The organism is Lacticaseibacillus parakribbianus, assembly GCF_025490915.1.
Taxonomy (GTDB): domain Bacteria; phylum Bacillota; class Bacilli; order Lactobacillales; family Lactobacillaceae; genus Lacticaseibacillus; species Lacticaseibacillus parakribbianus.
This window is the reverse complement of record NZ_JANQBA010000007.1, coordinates 91,465-113,425: the sequence shown is the minus strand read 5'-3', so window position 1 is coordinate 113,425 and position 21,961 is coordinate 91,465. Positions and strand designations below refer to the sequence as shown.

11 protein-coding genes and 1 pseudogene are annotated in these 21,961 nt (G+C 62.7%); 5 read left to right on the top strand and 7 right to left on the bottom strand.

What is annotated here, in order from left to right; translation table 11 throughout:
• Nucleotides 1–112: 112 nt before the first annotated feature.
• Both NUH19_RS07715 and NUH19_RS07710 read right to left on the bottom strand, forming a co-directional pair.
• Entirely contained in the window at nucleotides 113–481 is a 369-nt protein-coding gene (locus tag NUH19_RS07715) for a hypothetical protein (RefSeq protein WP_262315978.1), read from the bottom strand.
• A 1,066-nt stretch (nucleotides 482–1,547) separates the two neighbouring features.
• Nucleotides 1,548–2,609 carry a D-alanine--D-alanine ligase family protein gene (locus tag NUH19_RS07710; RefSeq protein ID WP_262315977.1) on the bottom strand — a complete coding sequence of 354 codons (1,062 nt, stop codon included), beginning with the start codon at nucleotides 2,607–2,609 and terminating at the stop codon, nucleotides 1,548–1,550.
• Nucleotides 2,610–2,803: 194 nt separating this feature from the next.
• On the opposite strand from NUH19_RS07710, the gene NUH19_RS07705 reads away from it, so the two are divergent.
• Nucleotides 2,804–3,799, top strand: a complete 996-nt coding sequence (locus NUH19_RS07705; RefSeq protein WP_262315976.1) for a D-2-hydroxyacid dehydrogenase — start codon at nucleotides 2,804–2,806, stop codon at nucleotides 3,797–3,799.
• A gap of 177 nt (nucleotides 3,800–3,976) precedes the next feature.
• A complete protein-coding gene (locus NUH19_RS07700) occupies nucleotides 3,977–5,434 on the top strand; it encodes an NCS2 family permease (RefSeq protein ID WP_262315975.1) in 1,458 nt (485 codons plus the stop codon).
• A 94-nt stretch (nucleotides 5,435–5,528) separates the two neighbouring features.
• Here the strand turns inward: NUH19_RS07700 and NUH19_RS07695 are convergent, their stop codons facing one another.
• Nucleotides 5,529–5,903, bottom strand: a complete 375-nt coding sequence (locus tag NUH19_RS07695; protein WP_262315974.1) for a winged helix-turn-helix transcriptional regulator — start codon at nucleotides 5,901–5,903, stop codon at nucleotides 5,529–5,531.
• Nucleotides 5,904–6,046: 143 nt separating this feature from the next.
• Between NUH19_RS07695 and NUH19_RS07690 the strand changes: the two genes are divergently transcribed.
• The gene (locus tag NUH19_RS07690) at nucleotides 6,047–7,228 is read left to right on the top strand and encodes an NADH-dependent flavin oxidoreductase (RefSeq protein ID WP_262315973.1); all 1,182 of its coding nucleotides are present in this window, start codon (nucleotides 6,047–6,049) and stop codon (nucleotides 7,226–7,228) included.
• Nucleotides 7,229–7,661: 433 nt separating this feature from the next.
• On the top strand, nucleotides 7,662–13,847 hold the full coding sequence (locus tag NUH19_RS07685; RefSeq protein WP_262315972.1) for a S8 family serine peptidase: 6,186 nt from the start codon (nucleotides 7,662–7,664) through the stop codon (nucleotides 13,845–13,847).
• A gap of 217 nt (nucleotides 13,848–14,064) precedes the next feature.
• Here NUH19_RS07685 and NUH19_RS07680 read toward each other — a convergent pair whose 3' ends face one another.
• The 3 genes and pseudogenes from NUH19_RS07680 to glpK form a co-directional block, all read right to left on the bottom strand.
• Complete coding sequence (locus tag NUH19_RS07680; RefSeq protein WP_262316003.1) at nucleotides 14,065–14,769, bottom strand: MIP/aquaporin family protein; 705 nt, start codon at nucleotides 14,767–14,769, stop codon at nucleotides 14,065–14,067.
• Nucleotides 14,770–14,777: 8 nt separating this feature from the next.
• A pseudogene (gene glpO / locus NUH19_RS07675) lies at nucleotides 14,778–16,615 on the bottom strand (type 1 glycerol-3-phosphate oxidase).
• Between the two features lie 34 nt (nucleotides 16,616–16,649).
• Nucleotides 16,650–18,158: a glycerol kinase GlpK gene (glpK, locus tag NUH19_RS07670; protein WP_262315971.1), complete on the bottom strand. Its 1,509-nt coding sequence runs from the start codon at nucleotides 18,156–18,158 to the stop codon at nucleotides 16,650–16,652.
• A 681-nt stretch (nucleotides 18,159–18,839) separates the two neighbouring features.
• Between glpK and glf the strand changes: the two genes are divergently transcribed.
• Entirely contained in the window at nucleotides 18,840–19,949 is a 1,110-nt protein-coding gene (gene glf / locus NUH19_RS07665) for a UDP-galactopyranose mutase (protein WP_262315970.1), read from the top strand.
• A gap of 156 nt (nucleotides 19,950–20,105) precedes the next feature.
• Here the strand turns inward: glf and NUH19_RS07660 are convergent, their stop codons facing one another.
• Entirely contained in the window at nucleotides 20,106–21,746 is a 1,641-nt protein-coding gene (locus NUH19_RS07660; RefSeq protein WP_262315969.1) for a hypothetical protein, read from the bottom strand.
• Nucleotides 21,747–21,961: the final 215 nt, after the last annotated feature.

Sequence of the window (21,961 nt, the reverse complement as noted above, 5' to 3'; positions counted from 1 at the left end):
GAAGCGCCGATTCCGTACCCCGACCGTGGTTTGGCACCGTCGTTCAGTATCGCATGTTTACGCGGCGGCGTCAACGGCAATCGGGCGGCGGGGGCGGCATTCCGCCGCGACGTCACCGTGCCGTCGCGACCGTGGCCGCCTCACGCACCGCCTGGGGTAGGTCGGCCGCCTCCGCGAAGTCGGCCAGCCAGTTTCGCGCAATGTTCAGCGCGTGGTTGTGGTAGTAGTTCAGGATGTGCTTGTTGGAGCGGGGCAGCACGGGGGCGGTGGCGACGGACTGGGCCGCCGCCGTCAGTCGCGGAATCACGATGGCGTTAAGCGCCGCCTGCTGCGCCGGCGTCCCGTTGTGCCACGCCAGGCGGTAGTCGTTGACGCCGATGAAGTTCTCGTACTCGCGCTGCGGCAGCGCGTCGATCAGAGCCTGCACCGCGGCCTCGCCGGACGGCACCTCGGTCAGATTATTGTCTTGAAAAATAAGCATGGGAAAACCTCCACTTTTTGTATTAAAAGAAGGCCGTACACGTATGCACGACCTCCCAAGTGGTTGATCTGCATCCGTCTATGGTGGGGCACGTTGCCTTACGGTACGTTGCCGGTTGGTCACAGTGCATAGCCACTACCAACACTCTTGATACATACAGTCTTCTTTGCCTACATCGTAACCGATGTGTAGGGGAAAAGCAAGGGGCGAGTGGGCCCTGACAAATGATGTGGGGTCGTGATACACTGGCGGGGCTGGGAGCTCTGCATACCCCAGGGTGATATCGCATCTCCCGGCGGTGAGTTCTCCGTTGTCCGTTCTCTTCACACTGGTGTTCGCCCCCGCGGCGGCAACATTGCTGGCCCAGCTTATCACTGGCCTTTGGGCTGAGTGGCGTCACGCAAGCCAGCACCCTGGTCGACATGCCAGACGCTCGGTAGGTAAACACTGCGTCGTCAACAAGCGTCGCAGTAAAAAACCGCAACGTTAAGTCATGCGCCGGCCGACACGCACCGCTCACGGGTCGCACTACTTGTGGGCGGTGTTTTTTTTACGTCGCCGAAGAAAAAACGAGCGTCCCATCTCTGGACGCTCGTCGCCGGCATACATTGGGGCACTACTCCCAATGCGGTTTGTCACCGTGCCGTTCTCTTCAAGGCAATACTACCATATTCGGTAGCATTTGGCTACGTATGCGTCCTGCCATAAACGGGTTCCACCGATCATCGCCAACGCGTCCAGCTTGCACCGGTGCTTGAAGCATGACCCGCTTCAAGCACCAGCGCGACGCTAGCCGTCCCGCTAAACCCGCGCTTTGCCACCCTCTAAACGGGTTCCACCGAGCATCGCCAACGCGTCCAGCTAGTAAAGGCACTTGGGGCAAGGTGCCGCCCCAAGTGCCTTCACTACGCTAGCCGGTTGGCTAAGCGCTCGGTGCCACCCTCTAAACGGGTTCCAAAGCGCAACGCGGGAGCGTCCAGCTTGCACTGGTGCTCGAAGCATGACCCGCTTCAAGCGCCAGCGCGACGCTAGCCGTCCCGCTAAACCCGCGCTTTGCCACCCTCTGCTAGTTGGTCATTCCGTCCTCGTACAGCTTCAGCTTGCCCTTGACGATGCTTTCGACCAGCTCGCCGTACGGCACGTTTTCGGCCTCGGCCTCCTGCGGGAGCAGGGACAGCGGGGTCATGCCCGGCAGGTTGTTGGCCTCGATCACCCAGACGCCGTCGTCGTTGGTCAGAAAATCGACGCGGCCGTAGTTTTGCAGGCCGAGGACCTTCATCGTCTGAACGGCGACGCGCTTCATCTCGTTGTGGACGCCTTCGTCGAGGTTGTCCGGCGGGGTCACGAAGTCGGTGTGGCCGGCCTGGAACTTGTGCTCGAAGTCGTACCAGCCGTCGTGAACCAGGATTTCGATGGCCGGGAAGGCGTGGCCGTTGACCACGCCCAGCGAGAACTCGCGGCCGGTGATGAATTCCTCGATGATCGCGGAGTTGTCGAAGCGGAACACGTCTGTGAGACTGTCAACAAGCTCTTGTGCATCATGCACAATGTGGGTCCCGACGGAGGAGCCGCCGGAGGTTGGCTTGACCACGACCGGGTAGCCGAACGGCAGGGTGTGGCCGGTGGCGCCTTCGTCGCGGGTGATCTCGACGTAGGCCGCGGTCTTGATGCCGCGCTGCAGCATGATTTCCTTGCTGTACACCTTGTTCATGGTGATGCCAGAGGCGGTCGAGCCGCTGCCGGTGTACTTGATGTTGTTCAGGTCCAGGTAGGCCTGGACCTTCCCGTTCTCGCCGTCGCCGCCGTGCAGCGCGAGAAAGACGATGTCGGCCGCCTGGCAGATGGCCAAGACGTTGGGGCCGAACAGCTGCGTGGTGCCGTCTTGGCGCAGCGCGTTGATGTCCGCGTCGGTCAGGATGGCGTCCGAAATCTTGAGATCGGCACTGGTGTTGGCGTCGTCAAAAACGCTGACCGGTGCGGCGCCTTGTGGTAGGTCGAACCCCAGGAACAGATCGATGAAGGTGGCCTGGTGTCCCTGCGCCCGCAAGGCGTTGGTGATGCGGTAGCCGCTTGAGATCGAAACATTGCGCTCAGTGCTTCGCCCACCGGCTAGTACGGCAATTTTCATAGGTATTATGCCTCCCGATTGTTTTAGAACCTTAAGCATAACACACCAAACCCTGTTGTGATACAGAAGACACCGCTTTCACCGAACTTTTAGGATTTCGGTCGCGTTAAAATCGAATGAGGACGGTAGCCAGTCGCGTTCGTGATTGCGTATACTTAGATACACACTATCAACGCAGCAGGAGGCGGACTTTTTTGAAAATCATCACGTACGGCGCCCACGACGACGAGCTGACTTACATGACGCAATGGCAGGCGCGAACCGGCCACACGCTGGACATCCACAAGGCGCCGGCGACGGTTGCAAACCTCGCCTGGGCCGCCGGTTACGACGGCATCAACCTGCTGCAGACCACGCCGGTCACCCGCGCGATGTTCGAGCGCATCGCGAAGCTGGGCATTCGCTACGTCACCATTCGCAACGTCGGCACCGACAACATCGACCTGACCGCGGCCCGGGAGCTGGGCGTTCACCTGGCCAACGTGCCGGCCTATTCGCCCAACGCGATCGCCGAGTTCGCGGTCACCGCGACGCTGACGCTGCTGCGGCGGCTGGGGGAGAGCCAGGCGGCGCTTAACGCCGGCGATTACCTGCAGGCGACCAAGTTCATCGGCCGCGAGCTGGCGCAGCAAACCGTCGGCGTGATCGGCGCCGGCCGCATCGGGCGCGAGGCGATCCGGCTTTTTGCGGCGTTTGGCGCCAAGGTCTTGGCCTACGATCCCCACCCGGTGCAAGACGCCAGCCTGGCCTGCCGCTACGTCGACCTGCCGGCGCTTTTGGCGCAAAGCACGGTGGTCGACCTGCACGTGCCGGGCATTGCGGCCAACGACCACCTGATCGACGCCGCGGCGCTTCAGGCGATGCCGCAAGGGGCGCTTTTGATCAACACCGCCCGGGGCAACCTGGTCGACACCCAGGCGCTGATCGCGGCGCTTGAGTCCGGCCACATCGGCGGCGCCGGCATCGACACCTACGAGAACGAATCGGCCAACCTGCTGGCGCTGCACGACCAGGGCCGCTTCGAAGACGCCCAGTGGGAGCGGCTGCGGGCGCTGCCGAACGTGCTGTTGACGCCGCACATCGCCTACCACACGGAGACGGCGGTGCAGAACATGGTCGACTTCTCCTTGAATTACCTGGTCGAGTTTCTGACCACCGGCAGCACCGCCACCGAGGTGCTGCCGCGGTGAGCTCGCACAACTGAACACAATCACAAGCACCGGGCGACTTCCTCAGGAAAGTCGCCCGGTTTTTACGTTAAACACGAACATTCGTGACATAAACATTAAAATAAACCGGATTTGCGCTTGAATTTTGGCTCACAATCCCTTACACTGTGTCTATCAAAGGCGAACGAAAGGGTCATCATGGAAAAATTCTTTCAGCTTAAAGCGAATAATACTAAGTTCTCAACCGAAATTATGGCGGGTTTAACGACGTTCTTCGCGATGTCGTACATTCTCTTCGTTAACCCGCAGGTGCTGTCGCAAACCGGGATGCCGTCGCAGGCGGTCTTTTTGGCCACCATCATCGCCAGCGCCGTCGGGACGCTGGTGATGGGGCTTTTCGCCAACGTCCCTTACGCCCTGGCGCCGGGGATGGGGCTCAACGCCTTTTTCACCTACACCGTGGTGTTCGCACTGGGGTACAACTGGAAGCAGGCGCTGGCTTTGGTCTTCATCTGCGGGATGATCAACATCCTGATCACCGTCACTAAGGTGCGGAAGATGATCATCATGGCGATCCCCGAGGTCATGCAACACGCCATCGGCGGCGGGATCGGCGTCTTCATCGCCTACATCGGGCTCAAAAACGCCGGCTTCCTGCAGTTCACGTCCGATAGTAGCAACATCTTAAGCATCAACAATGCCGCCTACAACGCGGCGACCAGCAACTACAAGGACGGCGTCACCGGCGTCGTCACCGGCGGCGGCATCGTGCCGGCCCTGGTCAACTTCACCGACCCCGGCGTCCAGCTGGCGCTGATCGGCCTGGTCCTGATGACCATTCTGGTGGTCAAAAAGGTCCCAGGTGCCGTCTTGATCGGCATCGTCGCCGTCACCTTGATCGGTATTCCGATGGGGGTCACCGACCTGACCTTCAACGCCGCCAACAGCCTGGGCAGCTCCTTCTCCCAGCTCGGCACCACCTTTGGCGCCGCGTTCTCCCACGCGGGGATGGGGAGTTTGTTCACAAGCCCAACGCAGATTTTCATCTCGCTGATGACAATCTTCGCCTTTAGCTTCTCCGACACCTTCGACACGCTGGGCACCTTCATCGGCACCGGCCGCCGCACCGGCATTTTCTCCGCGGCGGATGAAAAGGCGATGGAGGACGGCCACGGCTTCTCCTCCAAGATGGACAAGGCGCTGTTCGCCGACTCCATCGCCACCAGCATCGGCGCGGTGTTTGGCACCAGCAACACCACGACCTACGTGGAATCCGCCGCCGGCATCGGCGCCGGTGGCCGCACCGGCCTGACCGCGGTCACCACCGCCGTCGCCTTCCTGGTCTCCGCCGTCTTCGCGCCGCTGATCTCCATCGTGCCGACCCAGGCCGTCGCCCCGGCCCTGATCTTGGTCGGTGTGATGATGCTGGGCAGCTTCAAGGAGATCGACTGGACCGACCTCGCCGAGGCCGTCCCGGCCTTCATGGCGTCGATCGTCATGGGTCTGGTCTACAACATCTCCTACGGTATCGCGGCCGGCTTCATCTTCTACTGCATCGTCAAGCTGATCACCGGCAAGGCTCGCGAGATTCACCCGATTCTGGCCATCGTTTCGGTCGGCTTCATCCTGAACTTCATCGTGTTGGCGGTGCTGTAAGCCGCCGCGTCAAGATTGTGAAAAAAATGTCGCAGGTCCCCGAACGGTGGGGGCCTGCGACATTTTTGGCTAACTTGGCGACAGACTGGCGGCCTCAAAACAGCAGGAAGCCGTCGTGTTCCGGGTGCAGCAAGGTGACATCCTCGCCGGCCGCGGCGCGAGCGGCGATGGCGCTTTCGCCCCAGGCCGACATCGCGACCAAAACGGTGCGTAGGCTTTTGCCGCGTTCGGTGAGGGCGTACTCGACCTTGGGCGGCACCTGGGGGTAGACGGTGCGGCTGACGATGCCGTCTCGCTCAAGCTCGCGCAGCTGCTGCGTCAGCATTTTCTGGGTGAGACCTGGGATGTTGGCGAGCAGGAAGCTCGGCCGCCGGGGACCGCCGCCCAGGTGGCAGAGGATCACGGGCTTCCACTTGCCGCCGATGACGGCCAGCGTCGCCTCGATGCCCAACCGGTAAATTTTGCTCATAACGTTGTCTCGCTCCATTTCTTACTTGCAGGTGCCTGACCGACTTTATTGTGGGTACTCGCACAATCGGCCGGTTCGCGTATACTGAATTACGTCGACAAAATGCTAACAAAAAATAAGCCAACGCACAAGGAGCAATGACAATGGACACAAACTTTCTGACACCCTACCGTTTTCACAACGGTCTGACCGTCAAGAACCGCATCGTGATGGCACCGATGACCACGATGACCAGCTTCCACAACGGGATGGTCACCACCGACGAGGTCGCCTACTACGCGCGGCGCGGCGGCGGTCCCGGCCTAATCATCACTGGCGTCGCCAACGTCGAGGCCAGCGGCAAGGGCTTTGAGGGCGAGCTGTCGGTGGCGTCAGACGCGATGATTCCCGGGCTCGCCCGGGTCGCGGCCGCGATTCACCAAGATGGCACCCGCGCGATTCTGCAGATTTTCCACGCCGGCCGCAAGAGCAACCACAAGATTCTGCGCGGCGAGCAGCCGCTCAGCGCAAGCGCCGTGGCGGCCGAGTACCCGGCCGATTCCGAGGTACCCCGGGCGATGACGGCGGCCGAGATTGACCAGCTGATTGCCGATTTCGCGGCGGCGACGCGCCGCGCGGCCGCCGCCGGCTTCGACGGGGTCGAGCTGCACGGGGCCAACACGTACCTGCTGCAGCAGTTCCTGTCGCCCCACGCCAACCGCCGCACCGATCAGTGGGGCGGGGACTTGACCCGGCGCATGGCACTGCCGCTGGCGGTCATCGCCGCCGTCAAGCAAGCGGCCGCGGCGGTTGAGCGGCCGTTCATCGTCGGCTACCGCCTGTCGCCGGAGGAAATCGAGACGCCTGGGCTGCGGCTGGCCGACACGCTGGCCTTTGCGACGGCGATTCGCGACCTGGTCGACTACCTCCACCTGTCGATGGGCAGCTACAAGCGCAGCTCGCTCAACGACAAGCAGGACACGCAGCCGCTTTTGGCCAAGTTCGCCGCGATTACCGCAGGCCACTTGCCGCTGATCGGCGTCGGCAGCATCGAGCGGCCCGCAGACGCGCAGGCGACGCTCGACTTGGGGGCGGACTTTGCGGCGCTTGGTCGCGAGCTGATTCGCGAGCCCAACTGGGTCCAAAAGGTCGCGGCAGGTGATGCCGCCAGCCTGCGCGTCAAGCTCAGCCCGGCCGACATGGCCGAGCTGGCGATTCCGCCGGTGATGCAGGACTACCTGCGTGAGTCGTTCGGTGAGGTGATTCACTTCACGACCAACGCCCGGGCCGTCGCGGATTACCAGGCCCAGCTGGCGCCGATGGAGGGCTTCGAAAAGAAGCTGTAGTCGGCGCGGCCGTAGGGCCAGGCCCGACTTCGCCAGTGGTCCGTAGCGGCGTTGCGCCGCCGGTGATTCGAAAAAAATGAGCCCCGGTTCCCCGTTCGCCACGGCAGGGAACCGGGGCTTTTCGACGCCCGATTATGAGAATGGCGAACGAAAATGTTTATTAAATTAGTAAATTATGAGAGACACGGCGACCGGCGGCTTATAAATTATAATGAGAATAAATACCGACTGTCCCCGAAACCGGCCGGTATACACGCATAAATATGCAAGAACGAATAAACTAATTGAATTATGACTTTTTTGTGAATGTCGTTGCAAAAACTTAAAACTAAAAATATAATTCGTTCTAAGCAAAACCTAGCCGAATTCTAATAAAGCCGAACGAGCTGGACGACGGGCGCTGCCATATCAAATTTTGTTCGGGGGTATTTCGATGAAGAAGACACACATTGCGACGCACCTTGCGATGACGGTGATGCTCTTGTCCTCGGTTGGGGCGAACACGCTGCCGCTGGCTCAGGTCATTGCCGCGACCAGCAGCAAGTCGAGCAAGATCGACTCGGCTTCCAAGGCCGCACTGCAAAAGGCCTTGAGTAAGGCATCCACCACCAAGACCAGCAAGAACAACGACAAGTTCAAGACGGCGATCAAGGAACAGCTGACCGCCACCGGCACCGACACCAGCAACCTGACGGCCAGCCAGATTGCCAACAAGGACGTCAAAATCATCGTCCAGCTGAAAAAGGACGCGGCGATTGAGGACACCGGCCGCGCAGACGGCGACGCGGCGACCACCGCGCAGATCAAGTCCGCGACCGACAAGGTGCTGGACGCCCAACAGACCACGCAGGACAAGGTTGAGGCGATCACCGGCAACAAGGTCAGCCACGAGTACGGCTACCTGATCAACGGTTTTGCGATCAAGGCCTCGTTCAAGGACATCCAAAAGATCAAGGCCCTGCCGAAGGTCCAAAGCGTCTCGGTGCAAAGCCTGTACGAGAAGGAAGACGCAGCCGCCAACGAGACCGGCAACGTCAGCTCCGCCTGGAACGCCGATTCCGAGCTGCCTAACGAAGGCGAAGGCACCGCCATTGCGATCATCGACACCGGGATCGATGCCAGCCACAAGGACCTCAAGCTCAGCGAGGAAGGCACGACCAACGAGAAGTACACCAAGGCCGAGATGACCGACCTGATCACGTCGACGGGGACCAAGGGGACCTGGCTGTCCGACAAGGTGCCTTACTCCTTTGACTACGGCGACAACACCAACAAGATTTCCAAGGATAACGGCACCGGTGCGATGCACGGGATGCACGTCGCCGGGATCGCGGCGGCGGATGGCACCGCGGCCAGCGCGGATGAGGAAGAAGACATCGACTACGTGCGGGGCGTGGCGCCGCAAGCGCAGCTGCTCAACATGAAGATTTTCTCCAACTCCAACGGCGGCGGTGACTGGGATGAGGTCATCATCCAGGCCATCGAGGACTCCGTCAAGCTCGGCGCCGACGTCATCAACATGTCCATCGGCGGCAAGGACGGCAACACCGACACCTCCGAGCCCGAGGAGGCGGCGGTCACCGCCGCCACCCAGGCCGGCGTCGTGGTCGCCGTGGCGGCCGGCAACTCCGGCTCCTCCGACTCGAGCAACGCCTCGTCGGACTCGGCCCTGAACAACACCAACGATAACGGCCAGCAGAGTAACCCCGGCCTGACCCCGTCGGCCATCACCGTCGCGTCCTCCGACAACACGGTCACGGTTAACCGCCAGGTCGCCGTGGCCGACGCCTCCGGCAAGCAGATTTTCTCCGCCGACTGGGCGCAGTTCTCCCTGAACAAGTCGCCGATCACCGAGTTCGCCGGCAAGTCCCTGTACTTCGCCAAGAACGGCGAGAACGGGCTGCCGGGTTACGGCGCGACGACCGACTTCGACAGCGGCGTGAAGGGTAAAATCGCCGTGGTCGCCCGGGGCAACAACCTGGACTTCACCGTCAAGCAGAAGAACGCCCTGATGGCCGGTGCGGCCGGCGTCATCATCATCGATAACCAGGCGGCCGACGACGGCACGGCCAGCGCCTTTTCCATCAGCGAAGGCATTCCGACCATCGCGCTGCACAACTCCGACGGCCTGGCCTTCCTGAAGGCCACCGGCTTCGACGGCGGCACGGACGGCGACTCGACCTACACCTTCTCGACCTCCCTGGCCAAAAAGACCCAGGCGACTGGCGGCGAGATGTCTTACTTCAGCTCCATCGGCGCATCCTCGACGCTGGACTTCAAGCCCGACATCACCGCACCGGGCGGCGGCATCTGGTCCTTGGCCAACAACGACTCCTACCAGTCCATGAGCGGGACCTCGATGGCGACGCCTTACATCGCCGGGGCCTCGGCCCTGGTCGTCGAGGCCCTGAAGCACGAAGGCCTGTTCGGGGATGACGCCGCGGCCGCGGCGACGACCGACACCTCTGGCAAAACCATCAACGACCTGATCAACGACGCGATGAACAGCGGTCAAACGGCCGAGACGACCGACGACCAGATTCCGGCCTACGTCAAGACGCTTTTGATGAACACCGCGACGCCAAAGCTTGATTCCGACCACCCGAACGCCGATGGCTCCGCGGCCATCATCTCGCCGCGCCTCGCCGGCGCCGGCGAGGTCAACGTCGGCAACGCGACCAAGTCTTTGGTCGTCGCCACCAGCGCCAACGCCGCGTCCATGCAGGGCTTCCTCGCGCTGCACGAGATCAATTCCAGTGAAAAGACCCTGGGCGTCACCCTGACCAACAACGGCAAGGCGGATGCCACCTACACCTTCGACGATTACGGTGGTGTCTACACCAACGGCAACAACGACACCGATTCGGCGCAGATGTACGACAAGCAGCTGTTCGGCGCAAGCCTGGCCATCACCTCCGTCAACGGCGGCGACCTGAGCACCAAGGGCGCCACACAGACCATCACCGTGCCGGCCGGTTCCGCCGCCACCGTCAACATCAAAATGACGCTTCCACTGACGGCCACGCAGTCCTTCGTCGAAGGCTACCTGGGCTTTGACGCGGTCGGCGATACCGCCGGCGTGACGAACCTGTCCGTGCCTTACATGGGCTACTACGGCTCGTGGAACAACGACTCCAACATGTTCGCCGACACCGCGACGGACAACTCGAACCTCTTCCAGCAGAGTTACATCGGCTACTACGCCAACGGCGATTCGACCGACGAGGATCAGTTCACCGCGTTCGGCCTGGATAACGACGGCAACATCGTGCCGGACAACGTCGCGCTGTCGCCGGAATCCTCGATCAAAACGGCGACGGTGCATGCGACGCTGTACCGCAATGCTAAGGACATCCGCGGCCAGATTTACACCAGCGACCCGACCAAGGACGCCAACGCCAAGTCTTTGCGGACCGTTTTCTACCAGGAATCGGCCTTCAAGTCCTACGCGATGGAAAGCACCGGCGGCCAGTTCGCCCAGCTCGGCGCCGCGGCCACGTACGACCAGTCCAGCCTCGACGGCAACGCTTGGGATGGCTCCGCGACGATTAACGGCGAAACCGAAACCGTGAAGGACGGCCAGTACTACTACGTCATCTCCGCCTCCAACTGGGGCTCCGGCAACACCGATCCCGACGCCGAGCTGACGGCCGACGCCGGCGACACCGAAGACACCGCGGTGGCCACCAGCGACGTCTCGACGGCCGACAACGCCTTGAAGGGCAAGCACGTCACCGTGCTGCCGATCAAGGTCGATTCGACCAAGCCGACGGCGACCATCGAAAAGGACGGCCTGGTTCAAAATTCGGACGGCTCCTACACCGTCAAGGCCACGCTGAAGGATAACCTGTCCGGCCTGGCGACGACCGGCAAGCTGGCCGTCGCGGTCAACGGCGTGATCAACACCGTCGACTACACCCTGGACGACCCGACCAACGACCTTGAACAAGACGTCACCATCGACCTGACCGCGGCCCAGGCGGCGGCGATCAACACCGCCACCAAGAACGACATCCAGCTGGGCGTCTACGACAACGCCGACAACTACGGCGAGCAGGACAACTACCTGACCGTCACCCAGGCCGGGGCCGCCGCCGACGACGCCACCGCCAAGGACACCGGGCTTTCCCTGTACGACCTGTACAACGGCGAGGTGATCAGCGGCGCCGACAAGGATTACAGCGCCAACAACTTGGCTTTGCGCGGTGAGTACACCGGCAAGTCCCTGTACCTGAACGGCAAGGCGATCAAGCTGGCGGATGACGGCAGCTTCGCCCAGACCGTCGCGGTACCGACGGACGGCAAGTGGGTCTTCACGACCGACGAAGCCGGGACGGACATCATCCGCACCATCGAAACGACCAACAAGACCACCCCTGAGTCCGTTTTGACCCTCGACAACGACGAGATCGAGACCAGCGACACTAAGGTGGAGGTCACCGGTAAGGTCTCCAACCCGGAGAACGTGGCCAAAATCACCTACACCGTCGGCATGGGGACGGACCTGTCCTTCGACTCCGTCCTGAGCGGCCTGAGCACGGCTTTGACGGGGGCGGCGACGAAGACCGACATCACCACCGACATGGCGGCCGATGGCACCTTTGACGCCAACCTGCCGACCAGCTACGGCACGTTCAGCCTGAACATCACGGTCACCGACAAGGACGGCAACTCCAGCATGGTCACCGCGCAAGTGGCCTCGTACGGCGATACCGATTTTGCCGTCGACCCGCAGAAGCTGATCACCCCGACCGACGGCGCCAAGTTCGACACACCAAACGTCGTGACCTCCGCCAACTTCGGCGGCCTGGCCGTGATCCTGATGCTCGCGTCCGGCGCCAACTACGCCTCGCAGGCTGACGACGGCACCGGCACCATCAAGATTGCCGGCCGCCTGAACGCGCCGGTCGACCACTTCTACCTGAACGACGTTGACATCATCGCCGACGCCAAGGCCAAGGGCGACACCACCGAGTACAACCCGGAGACCCGGGCGTTCTCCGTCACCCTCGACAAAATCGACCTGACCAAGAACCAGGAGCTGAAGATTCCGGCCATCGCCACCGACGACGTGACCGACGGCTCCGGCGATTACGCCGGCGACACCAGCCAGAAGATCATCACCAGCGGTTCCTACGACTTCCTGATCGACGCGACGGCGCCGAACGTGGCGCTGAACAAGGCCAAGGGCGACATCTACACCAACGAGTCGACCTACAAGCTGACCGGGACCTACGATATGTCCGCTAGCTACGTTTTGAAGATCAACAACGACATCATCGATGCCAAGCAGATGGGCTCCGCGCTTTTGAACACCGGCGCCACGGACACCACCGAACAAAAGACCTTCACCTACGAGTACCCGCTGACCAAGGGCGCCAACTCGATGAACGTCACCCTGTACGATCAGCTGAACAACAGCAACACCACGACGTTCAAGATCTACTACTACAGCGCCAAGCTGAACCAGCCGACCGTCACAACGGATACCACGGCCTTGACCGATGGCAGCGTCAAAATCACCGCCACGGCCGGCGCCGCCTTGGCCGACGCACCGACCAACGAGAAACGCAGCGTTCAGTACAGCACCGATGGCGGCAAGACCTGGACCACGCTCAACGGCAGCCTGACCACCACCCAAAACACCAAGCTGCAGTTCCGCACCACCGACCAGTACGGCAACACCTCCGACGCGGTCGAAGGGGATGTGACCAACATCGCCAAGGACGTCGCCGCAGAGGCCACCGCAGACGTGACCTACAACGCAGACGGCACCGAGGCGACCCTGACGGCCGGCTACGACAAGGACCTGACCGCAGCCGAAAAGGCGGCCACCCACCTGCAGTACAGCACGGACGACGGCAAGACCTGGCAGGATTACACCGCGCCGGTCACCATCGATCAGTCCGAAAACGTCCTGGTTCGCACCACCGACGACTTCGGCCACACCGGCACCCCGACCAAGGCCGTGATCCAGCTGAAGGCCGCAGGCGACGGCGACACGACCGGCGATACCACTGGCACGACGACCGGGACGGACGACGGCGATACCACCGGCGATACGACCGGGAGCGATGACGGCGACACCACCGGCACGACGACCGGGAGCGACGACGGCGACACCACCGGTGCCACGACCGGGAGCGACGATGGTGATACCACCGGCGCAACGACCGGGACGGATGACGGCGATACCACCGGCACCACGACCGGGAGCGACGACGGTGATACCACTGGCACGACGACCGGGACGGACGACGGCGACACCACCGGTGCCACGACTGGTGATACGACCGGGACCGACGCAGGCACCCCGAACGGCGACGCAATCGGCACCAGCGACGGCACCAGCACCGGCAGCACCATCGCCGGTGGGACCGCGACTGGCAGCACAACCGGTTCGGCCGCAACCACAATCGCCGACGGCACCGGCGTTGCCACGACCGGCACCGCGACCGGCACGACGGCGCAAGCCGCAACCGGCTCGACCAGCAGCAAGGGTTCCGACCTGCCGCAGACCGGCGAGAAGGTCGCCTGGAACGTCGCCGTGATGGGCGTCGTTCTGGCGGCAGCCGCAGCGGTTGCTGGACTGTTCGGCTTCAAGCGCAAGCAGGATTAAGCCCAAGAACTGAGTCACGCAAAGAAGACCTGGTTCACCACGCAACGGTGAATCAGGTCTTCTTTTGGTGTCGCGGCGGGTTTCAACCGGGCCAACTTGCGGGAACACCAGTCGTTCGGCGGCGTGGTGCGACCGGTCACGGGGGTTTCACGTGAAACACCGCACATGGGCTCGGCAGTGGTCCGTTCAAGTCGGTAGCCGGACCGGCAGCGGCCACTCAGAGCAGATTGAACAGCCAGGCCCCCAAGGTGCCGCCGACCACCGGCCCCAGCACCGGAATCCAGGCGTAGCCCCAATCGGCGCCGCCCTTGCCGGCGATCGGCAGGACCGCATGGGCGAGGCGGGGCCCGAGGTCACGCGCCGGGTTGATCGCGTAGCCGGTGGTGCCGCCCAAAGAGAAGCCGATCGCCGTGATCAACGCCCCGACGCCGAGCGGGGCCAGGCCGGCGGTCCACTGGCCCTTGGTGAAGGCCAAAAGCATGAAGACCAAGACCAGCGTTCCCAGCGCCTCGGAGAAGAAGTTGGCCAGCGGGTTGCGAATCGCCGGGGCGGTCGCAAAGGTGCCGAGAATCGCCGCCTGGTCGTGGGTCTCTTGCCAGTGCGGCCAGTACTGAAGCCACACCAGAACGGCGCCGACGAAGGCCCCGAGCATCTGGGCGGCGATGAACGGCACCACGCCGGCCCAAGGGAAGTGGCCGCTTGCGGCGAACGCCAGGGTGACGGCCGGGTTCAGGTGAGCGGGGCCGAGAAAGGCCGCCGCGTAAACCCCCAGCGTCACCGCCAGGCCCCAGCCCAGCGCGATCGCCAGCCAGCCGGCGCCTTGGGCCTTGGACTTGGCCAGAGACACCCCGGCCACGACGCCGTCGCCGAGCAGCACCAAAACCAACGTGCCGATGAACTCGCCCAGCGCCTGGGTCATGATCGTCGTCGTCATGCGAGCACCTCCTTTTTCAGGGCCGTCAGCTGGCTTTCGGCAATGGTCTGGTCCAGCTGAGCGGCCATCGCGGCCGCGGTCGCCGCATCCCAGTCCAGAAGCCGCGCCATTTCGGCCAGGACGGGCCGCTTCAGTGCGGCCAGGGTCTCCGCGTGAAACAGGATCGCGTTGGTGCGGCGCAGCAGGTAGTCGACCGGCGTCAGGACCATCTCCTCGTTCACCGCGTAGCGCAGCGAGAGGGTCTCCTTCAAAGACAGACCGGCCGCCGCGCCGCCTTCGCCGTAGGTCACCACGCGGCCGGTGTTGCTGCCGAAGCGGTTCGCCAGGTCAACGGCCGCCGCCTCGGGGATGCCGGCGTCTTGCGCGATGCGGGTGTAGAACTTCAGCGTCTCCTCGACGTTGGTCGGGTCAAAATGGCCCCCGGACACCTGCAGCTTCTTGCTGTCGACGGTTTTGACGGTCTGCTGGAACCGCTCGCTCAGCACCCGGCGGATTAGCGCCAGGGCCCCGGCCGCCATTTTCCGGTAGTCCGTGATTTTGCCGCCGGCCAGCGTGATCAGGCCGTCTGGCTCAAGCGTCAGCGCCGAGCCGCGGGAGACCTGAGACGGGCTCAGGTGTTCCTCGGCGTGGGCCGTCTTGAGGCCGCTGATCGCCCGTTCGACCGCCGCTCGGGTCGCCTGCTGGTTCTCGTACTGATTGACCGTGTCGATTAGCTGCTGGAAGCTTTCGTCCGAAACCTTGCCGGCGTTGGCGCCGCCGCCGTTGTAATCGGAGCTACCGTTGGCGGCGATCAGCGGCCGCAGCCCGACCCAGCTGGCCTCGATGTCGGCCAGCGCGATGTGGGCCTCGGGGTAGCGGTGGTTGATCGCATTCAGCAGGTAGGTCGCGTCGGCCGCGGTGACCGTCGGGTGCTTGTAGTCGCCGGTGAAGTCCGTGTCGGTGGTGCCGAAGTACGTTTTGCCCTCGCGTGGCACGACGAAAATCATCCGGCCGTCGTGGGCCCCCGAGTCGAAGTAGGTCGGCTGCGGCACCGAGAGCTTCGCCGCGTCGATCACCAGGTGAACCCCCTTGGTCGGGCGCAGCTGCGGCTCGTGGGTCAGCATGGCGTCGACCGCTCGCAGCTTGTCGACCCAAGGCCCGGTGGTGTTGATCACGACCTTGGCGTGAATTTCGAAGGTGGCCCCGGTCAAAACGTCCTTGGCCGTGATGCCGATCGCGCGACCCGTCGCGTCGTGCAACACGCCGGTGGCCTCGACGCGGCTGGCGACCAGCGCCCCCAGCTCGGCGGCCTCCTTGATGTTTTCGATCACCAGCCGGGCGTCGTTGTTCACGAAGTCGAGGTAGACGCCGCCACCGAGCAGGTTCTCGGTTCGCAGCCCGGGCTCGCGCTGCAGGACCTCTTTTGGATCAATCGTGTAATTGGCGTACTGGGTGCCGTCGACGCCGGCCAGCCGGTCGTACAGATCCATCGCGATTTTGACCGAAAACATGTCGTAGGTCGCCTCGGGCTCCGCGTAAATCGGCATCAGCATCGGGAAGGGCCGCGGAATGTGCGGGGCGATGCCTTGCACCACGGCGCGTTCCTTGACGGTGTCGCTCACCACGCCGACGTCGAACGTCTTCAGGTAGCGAATGCCGCCATGCACCAGCTTGGTCGAGCGCGAGGACGTGCCTTCCGCGAAGTCTTGCATCTCGATCAGGCCGGTGGTGATGCCGCTGGCGGCGGCATCGCCACGCCGGCGCCGGTGATGCCGCCGCCGATGATCAACAGATCCAAAGGCGTCGCCTCGAGCTGGGCGAGGTTTTGCTTGCGTGTTGTTGCTGAAAAAGCCATGGTATCTCCTCCTGTGTGAATGATGGCGACCGGCTCAGTCTGCGGCCGGCTTGAATGCGATGGTGGCCGCGATTGCGCGTTGCCAGCCGGCGTAAAGCTGCGTTCGCCGCGCCGCCGGCATGGTCGGTTCAAACCGCTTGCCGACGCCGGTCAGCGTGGTCAGCTCGTCCGTGTCTTGCCAGAACCCGACGGCCAGGCCGGCCAGGAAGGCGGCCCCCATCGCGGTGGTCTCCAGGTTGGCCGCCCGTTCGACCGGGGTCCCCAGAATGTCGGCCTGAAACTGCATCAGAAAATCGTTTCGCGCCGCCCCGCCGTCGACGCGCAGGGCCGGAATCCGAATGTGCGTGTCCTGATACATCGTCTCGACCACGTCGCGGCTTTGGTAGGCCAGCGACTGCAGGGTGGCCTTGATGAAGTCGTTGCGCGTGGTGCCGCGGGTGAGGCCAAACACCGCACCACGGGCGTCCGACTCCCAGTACGGGGCCCCAAGCCCGGTGAAGGCCGGTACGACGTAGACCTCGTCGCGGCTGGCCGAGGCCTTGGCCGCCTGCTCCGAATCCGGTGCCGATTGCACCAGCTCCATCGCGTCGCGCAGCCACTGAATCGCGCTGCCGGCGACGAACACCGAGCCTTCCAGGGCGTAGGTCACCTTGCCGTTGATGCCGTAGCCGATGGTGGTCAGCAAGTTGTGCGTCGACATCGTCGGCTTGTCGCCGGTGTTCATCACGATGAAGGAGCCGGTGCCGTAAGTGTTTTTGACCATGCCGGGTTCAAGGGCCAGCTGGCCGAACAACGCGCTTTGCTGGTCGCCGGCCATGCCGGCAATCGGGACGCTGCTGCCGTAAAAATGGTAGGCCGCGGTCTTCCCGTAGACCTCGGAGTTGCCACGCACCTCGGGCAACATGGCCTTGGGAATGTTCAACAACGCCAGAATCTCGTCGTCCCACTGCAGGGTGTGGATGTTGAACAGCATCGTGCGGCTCGCGTTGGTGTAATCCGTCACGTGCATCGCGCCGCCGGACAGCTTCCAGGAGATCCAAGTGTCGATCGTGCCGAACAAGAGCTCACCCTTTTCGGCGCGTTCCTGGGCCCCGGGCACCTGATCCAGGATCCAGCGAATTTTGGTCGCCGAGAAGTAGGCGTCGATCAACAGCCCGGTGTGGTCGTGAATCAGCTCGCTGTGACCGGCCGCCTTCAGCGCGTCTGCGATGTGGCTGGTCTGGCGCGACTGCCAGACCACGGCGTTGTAGACCGGCAAGCCGGTCTGCTTATCCCACACCACCGTGGTTTCGCGCTGGTTCGTGATGCCGACCCCGGCGATCTGCCGGGGCTGGATGCCGCTGTTGATGAAGGCCGTCGCAATCGTCGACAGCACCGCGTTCCAGATTTCGTTGGCGTTATGCTCCACCCACCCGGGCTGCGGAAAATACTGCGGAAACTCGCGCTGCGCGTCTGCGACGATGGTACCGGCGTGATCGATGATCAAGGCCCGGGTGCTGGTGGTTCCCTCATCAATGGCGAGGACGTATTGTTGGTCTGCCATCTGTATTCCTCCTCAAGAATTTCATTTGTACGACCCCATGATAGCGGTTTCAATTCGCCGAGTAAATCGGTTGTGTACAATTCTAATAATTAAATTGAAGACGTTTGAATTTTGCACGGCCAAAAACGGTCGAAGCCGGCGCCGCGTCCGGGTTAGGGGGCAGGGGGTCGGCGATGATACCGCGATGAGAATGATGAGAAGGGCGGCGAACGGGCGAGTCGCGGGTGGTGTGAGGGTGAGGCGAACGGACGAGTCGCGGCGGGTGACGTGGCGTTAGGGTGAGGCGAACGGGCGAGTCCGGCGGGTGACGTGAGGGGCGGCGAACGGAAGGGTGGCGGCGGGTGACGTGAGGGGCGGCGAACGGACGAGTCGCGGGGCGGCGCCGAACAAGTCGCGACGGGTGGCGGCGAAAAAGGCCGACCACCGCGGCGGTCGGCCCTGAATCCGGAGACCGGGGCTCAAGGGCCTAAGCCCGGAAACCCGGCAGTCCGGCAACCCGGCAGCCCGGCAACCCGGCAGCCCAGCAGCCCGGCAACCCGGCAGCCCAGCAGCCCGGCAACCCGGCAGCCCGGCAACCCTAAAACCCCGAAACCGGCGGCACGGCTGGCGGCGCCAGCCGGCTTCCCTTATAATGATGGGGATGCGGCGCGGCGGCGCCGGAAAGAAACGAGGAGTCGGAATATGAAAATTTTGATCGTCGGCGCCGGTCTTTACGGTGCCGTCAGCGCCAGGGAGCTGGCGGCGGCCGGCCACCGGGTGACGGTGATTGACAAGCGCGACCACATCGCCGGCAATATCTACACCGAAGACGTCGCGGGCATCCAGGTGCATCGCTTCGGCGCCCACATTTTTCACACGGCCGACGCGGCGGTGTGGCAGTACGTGAAGCGGTTTTCAGACTTCAACCGTTTCACCAACGAGGTCATCGCCAATTACAAGGGCGAGCTGTACAACCTGCCGTTCAACATGAACACCTTCAACCGCATGTGGGGCGTGACTACGCCGGCGGAGGCTCAGGCGAAAATTGCGGCCCAACGCGCCGTGCTGGCCGGCAAAACGCCGACCAACCTAGAGGAGCAGGCGATTTCGCTGGTCGGCACCGACATCTACGAGAAGCTTGTGCGAGATTACACGGCCAAGCAGTGGGGCCAGGCGCCGCGCGACCTGCCGGCGTTCATCATCCGCCGGCTGCCGGTGCGGTTCACCTTCGACAACAACTACTTCAACGACCCGTACCAGGGCATTCCGATCGGCGGCTACACCGCGCTGGTGGCCAAAATCCTGGCGTTACCAAACATTGAGGTGCGACTAAAAAGCGACTTCTTCGCGCAGCGTCAGGCCTACTTAGCCGACTATGACCGCGTGGTCTTCACCGGCGCCATCGATCAGTTCTGCGACTACCGCTTCGGGGCCTTGGCCTACCGCTCGCTGCGCTTTGAAACCCAGACGCTGGCTTGCGACAACTTCCAGGGCAACGCGGTGATCAACTACACCGACGCTGCCACGTCCTTCACGCGTATCATCGAGCACAAATTCTTCGATCTCGCCAACAGCCGACCGGGCCACACCGTGATCACCCACGAGTACCCGCAGGACTGGACGCCGGGGGCCGAGCCGTACTACCCGGTCAACAACCCGACCACCGCGGCGCTTTTGGCGCGGTACCAAGATTTTGCGGCCGCCGCTTACCCGACGGTTCGCTTCGGCGGCCGCCTGGGGGCGTATCGCTACTACAACATGGACCAGGTCATCCGCGCGGCGCTGGACGCCGTGCCGCAGGTGACCGCATAGGGTTGGCAGGTCGCGCCAGGGTGCGACCTGTTTTTGTTATATCAAAAATTAATTTGAGGGTCGCCACAGACTTGTGACGGCCTATTAATGGTGATGGTGCAGGGACCGGTGCCCTGCGGCCGCACCGGTTAGGCAAGCGCCGGTGCGATCGCGTCGTCACTGGTGGTCCAGCGGCTTTTTGCCTGCGTTTTGCTGCCACTGGGCGAACAGGCGGTGGCGGTAGGCGGCGTCCTTCAGCTGCGCGTGGTCGATGCGCAGCAGCGGCAGCATCGCGCCGTCTTCAATGGTGTCTTGGGCGGTGACGTGATCCAGGAACCACGCGGGGAAAGTCAGCGCCAGCCACTTTTGGGTGAAGGCCGCCCAGGTATCATCCAACCGCGTCGCCAGCTGCGCATCGCGCTTCGGCAAAAGCCCCGCCAGCAGCTTGTGGTAGCCGGAAAACGTCAGCCGGCCTGCAGCCAGCCGGTCGGTCAGCCGCGTGAGCTCCGGCTGCGGCGCGGTGAGGGACCGCGCAAGTAGTCGGCGCAGGTGGTGAATGGCCCGTGCGTGGGCGCGTTCAAGCGCCTGCCGCTTGGCGGGTGTGACCAGTCGGACCTGCCGCAGGGTGCCGCTGAGGGCGCCTTGGTAGCCCGGTGTCAGCTGCAGCGGGGCCAGCGCCGCGTCGTACACCAAAAACGTGGGGAGGTGCGGATTAAAGTACACGCCGTTGTCGCCATCTGCGGCGGTTTTGCGCCGCGAGCGGCCGCGCGGCGGCGTCACCACCGTGGGTTCAGGGACGCCGAACTCACTGACGCGAACACCCAGGGTGTCGACGGGGGTGAGGCGGCCGTTGGGCGCGGCCATGCACAGGGTCTGAGCCTGCAGCAGGGCGATGGTCAGTTTGGCCGGGGCGGGGGCCGGGATGAAGCGGTTGGATGCAGTAGCCGGTTGGCTCTTCGGGGTGGCGCGTGGTTTAGCTGGTGGCAGCGTCGTCAGCTGCGGAGAAGCGTCAGGATTGACGAGTTGCATAAAGAGTTGGTGACGGTAGGTCGGGTCTCCGAGCCGGTCTTTATTCACGCGAGTTGCCATTTTAGGGCTGAATTTTAGCTCAATCATTTTAATGTCGCGCGGGTGTGAAATCAGTGGTTGCTCGGGTGCAAGCCGTGCAAGCGCCTCGAAGATTGGCCGCATGATGGCAATTTGCCGTTGCTGAACCCGGGCGAGACCCGCACGTTGTGACGCCGAGAGCACACGGGCCTTCAGGGTTTGTTGTTCCTGAAACGCAGAAAAGCTAAGTTGTTCCTTTTGAAATTGCGTCAGAAGTCGCAGAAATCGGTTGCGGCTGGGCTGTGTCGGCAACAGGTTGATCCACGCCAGCGTCGGTTGAACAATTGAATCCTTGGCTTGACGCAGTAGCCGTTGGATCTTAGCGACATAAGTTGCACTGGGGGCGGCACGAAAAAAGCGCAGCCGACCGGATACTTCGAAGCGGTCGCCGATGCGCCACAAAACACCGAGGGGGGTGTGGGCCGGGTCGAACTCAAGGTAACCATCTAGTGGTGTGAACGGAATTTTGGTATTGTCGAGTAGCGACACTGCGTCAATCCGAACCGACAGCAGCTCATCTTGACTAGTCTGAAAGCGGTCGTCCAAAAGTATGCCAGCGTAAGTTCCAAGGAGCGTCACGGTTAATCGCACATTGGGGTGATTCGATTGCATGGCGGCACCTGCTTTCTTTTTTCTGTCAGTATAAGCGCGATGTCGCCAAATGTAACGAAATCTGTCTGAGTGAAACGTTGACACAAAATAAACTGTCACAAGTCGACGGACGCTCGTCAAAAAGGCCTTTAAATCAGCGATTTTTGAACCGATAGGGCTTCGTCAAAAAAAGTGGCGCAAAAAGTTTGACGCCAAATTGGTATGGTGTTATGATGCACCCAGATGATTATCTTAGTGCGGGGCGACGACTCAAAGCCACGGTCGCCGGAGTAGCCACCGCACGGGAACGGTCCGGAGCGCAAGCGCCTCCAGTA

What these genes read in the sequence shown, in the direction of transcription:
- NUH19_RS07700 (WP_262315975.1), top strand. Translation starts at nt 3,977, where the DNA reads ATGGAAAAATTCTTTCAGCTTAAAGCGAATAATACTAAGTTCTCAACC.
- NUH19_RS07685 (WP_262315972.1), top strand. Translation starts at nt 7,662, where the DNA reads ATGAAGAAGACACACATTGCGACGCACCTTGCGATGACGGTGATGCTC.
- NUH19_RS07715 (WP_262315978.1), bottom strand. Translation starts at nt 481, where the DNA reads ATGCTTATTTTTCAAGACAATAATCTGACCGAGGTGCCGTCCGGCGAG.
- NUH19_RS07695 (WP_262315974.1), bottom strand. Translation starts at nt 5,903, where the DNA reads ATGAGCAAAATTTACCGGTTGGGCATCGAGGCGACGCTGGCCGTCATC.
- NUH19_RS07690 (WP_262315973.1), top strand. Translation starts at nt 6,047, where the DNA reads ATGGACACAAACTTTCTGACACCCTACCGTTTTCACAACGGTCTGACC.
- glf (WP_262315970.1), top strand. Translation starts at nt 18,840, where the DNA reads ATGAAAATTTTGATCGTCGGCGCCGGTCTTTACGGTGCCGTCAGCGCC.
- NUH19_RS07710 (WP_262315977.1), bottom strand. Translation starts at nt 2,609, where the DNA reads ATGAAAATTGCCGTACTAGCCGGTGGGCGAAGCACTGAGCGCAATGTT.
- glpK (WP_262315971.1), bottom strand. Translation starts at nt 18,158, where the DNA reads ATGGCAGACCAACAATACGTCCTCGCCATTGATGAGGGAACCACCAGC.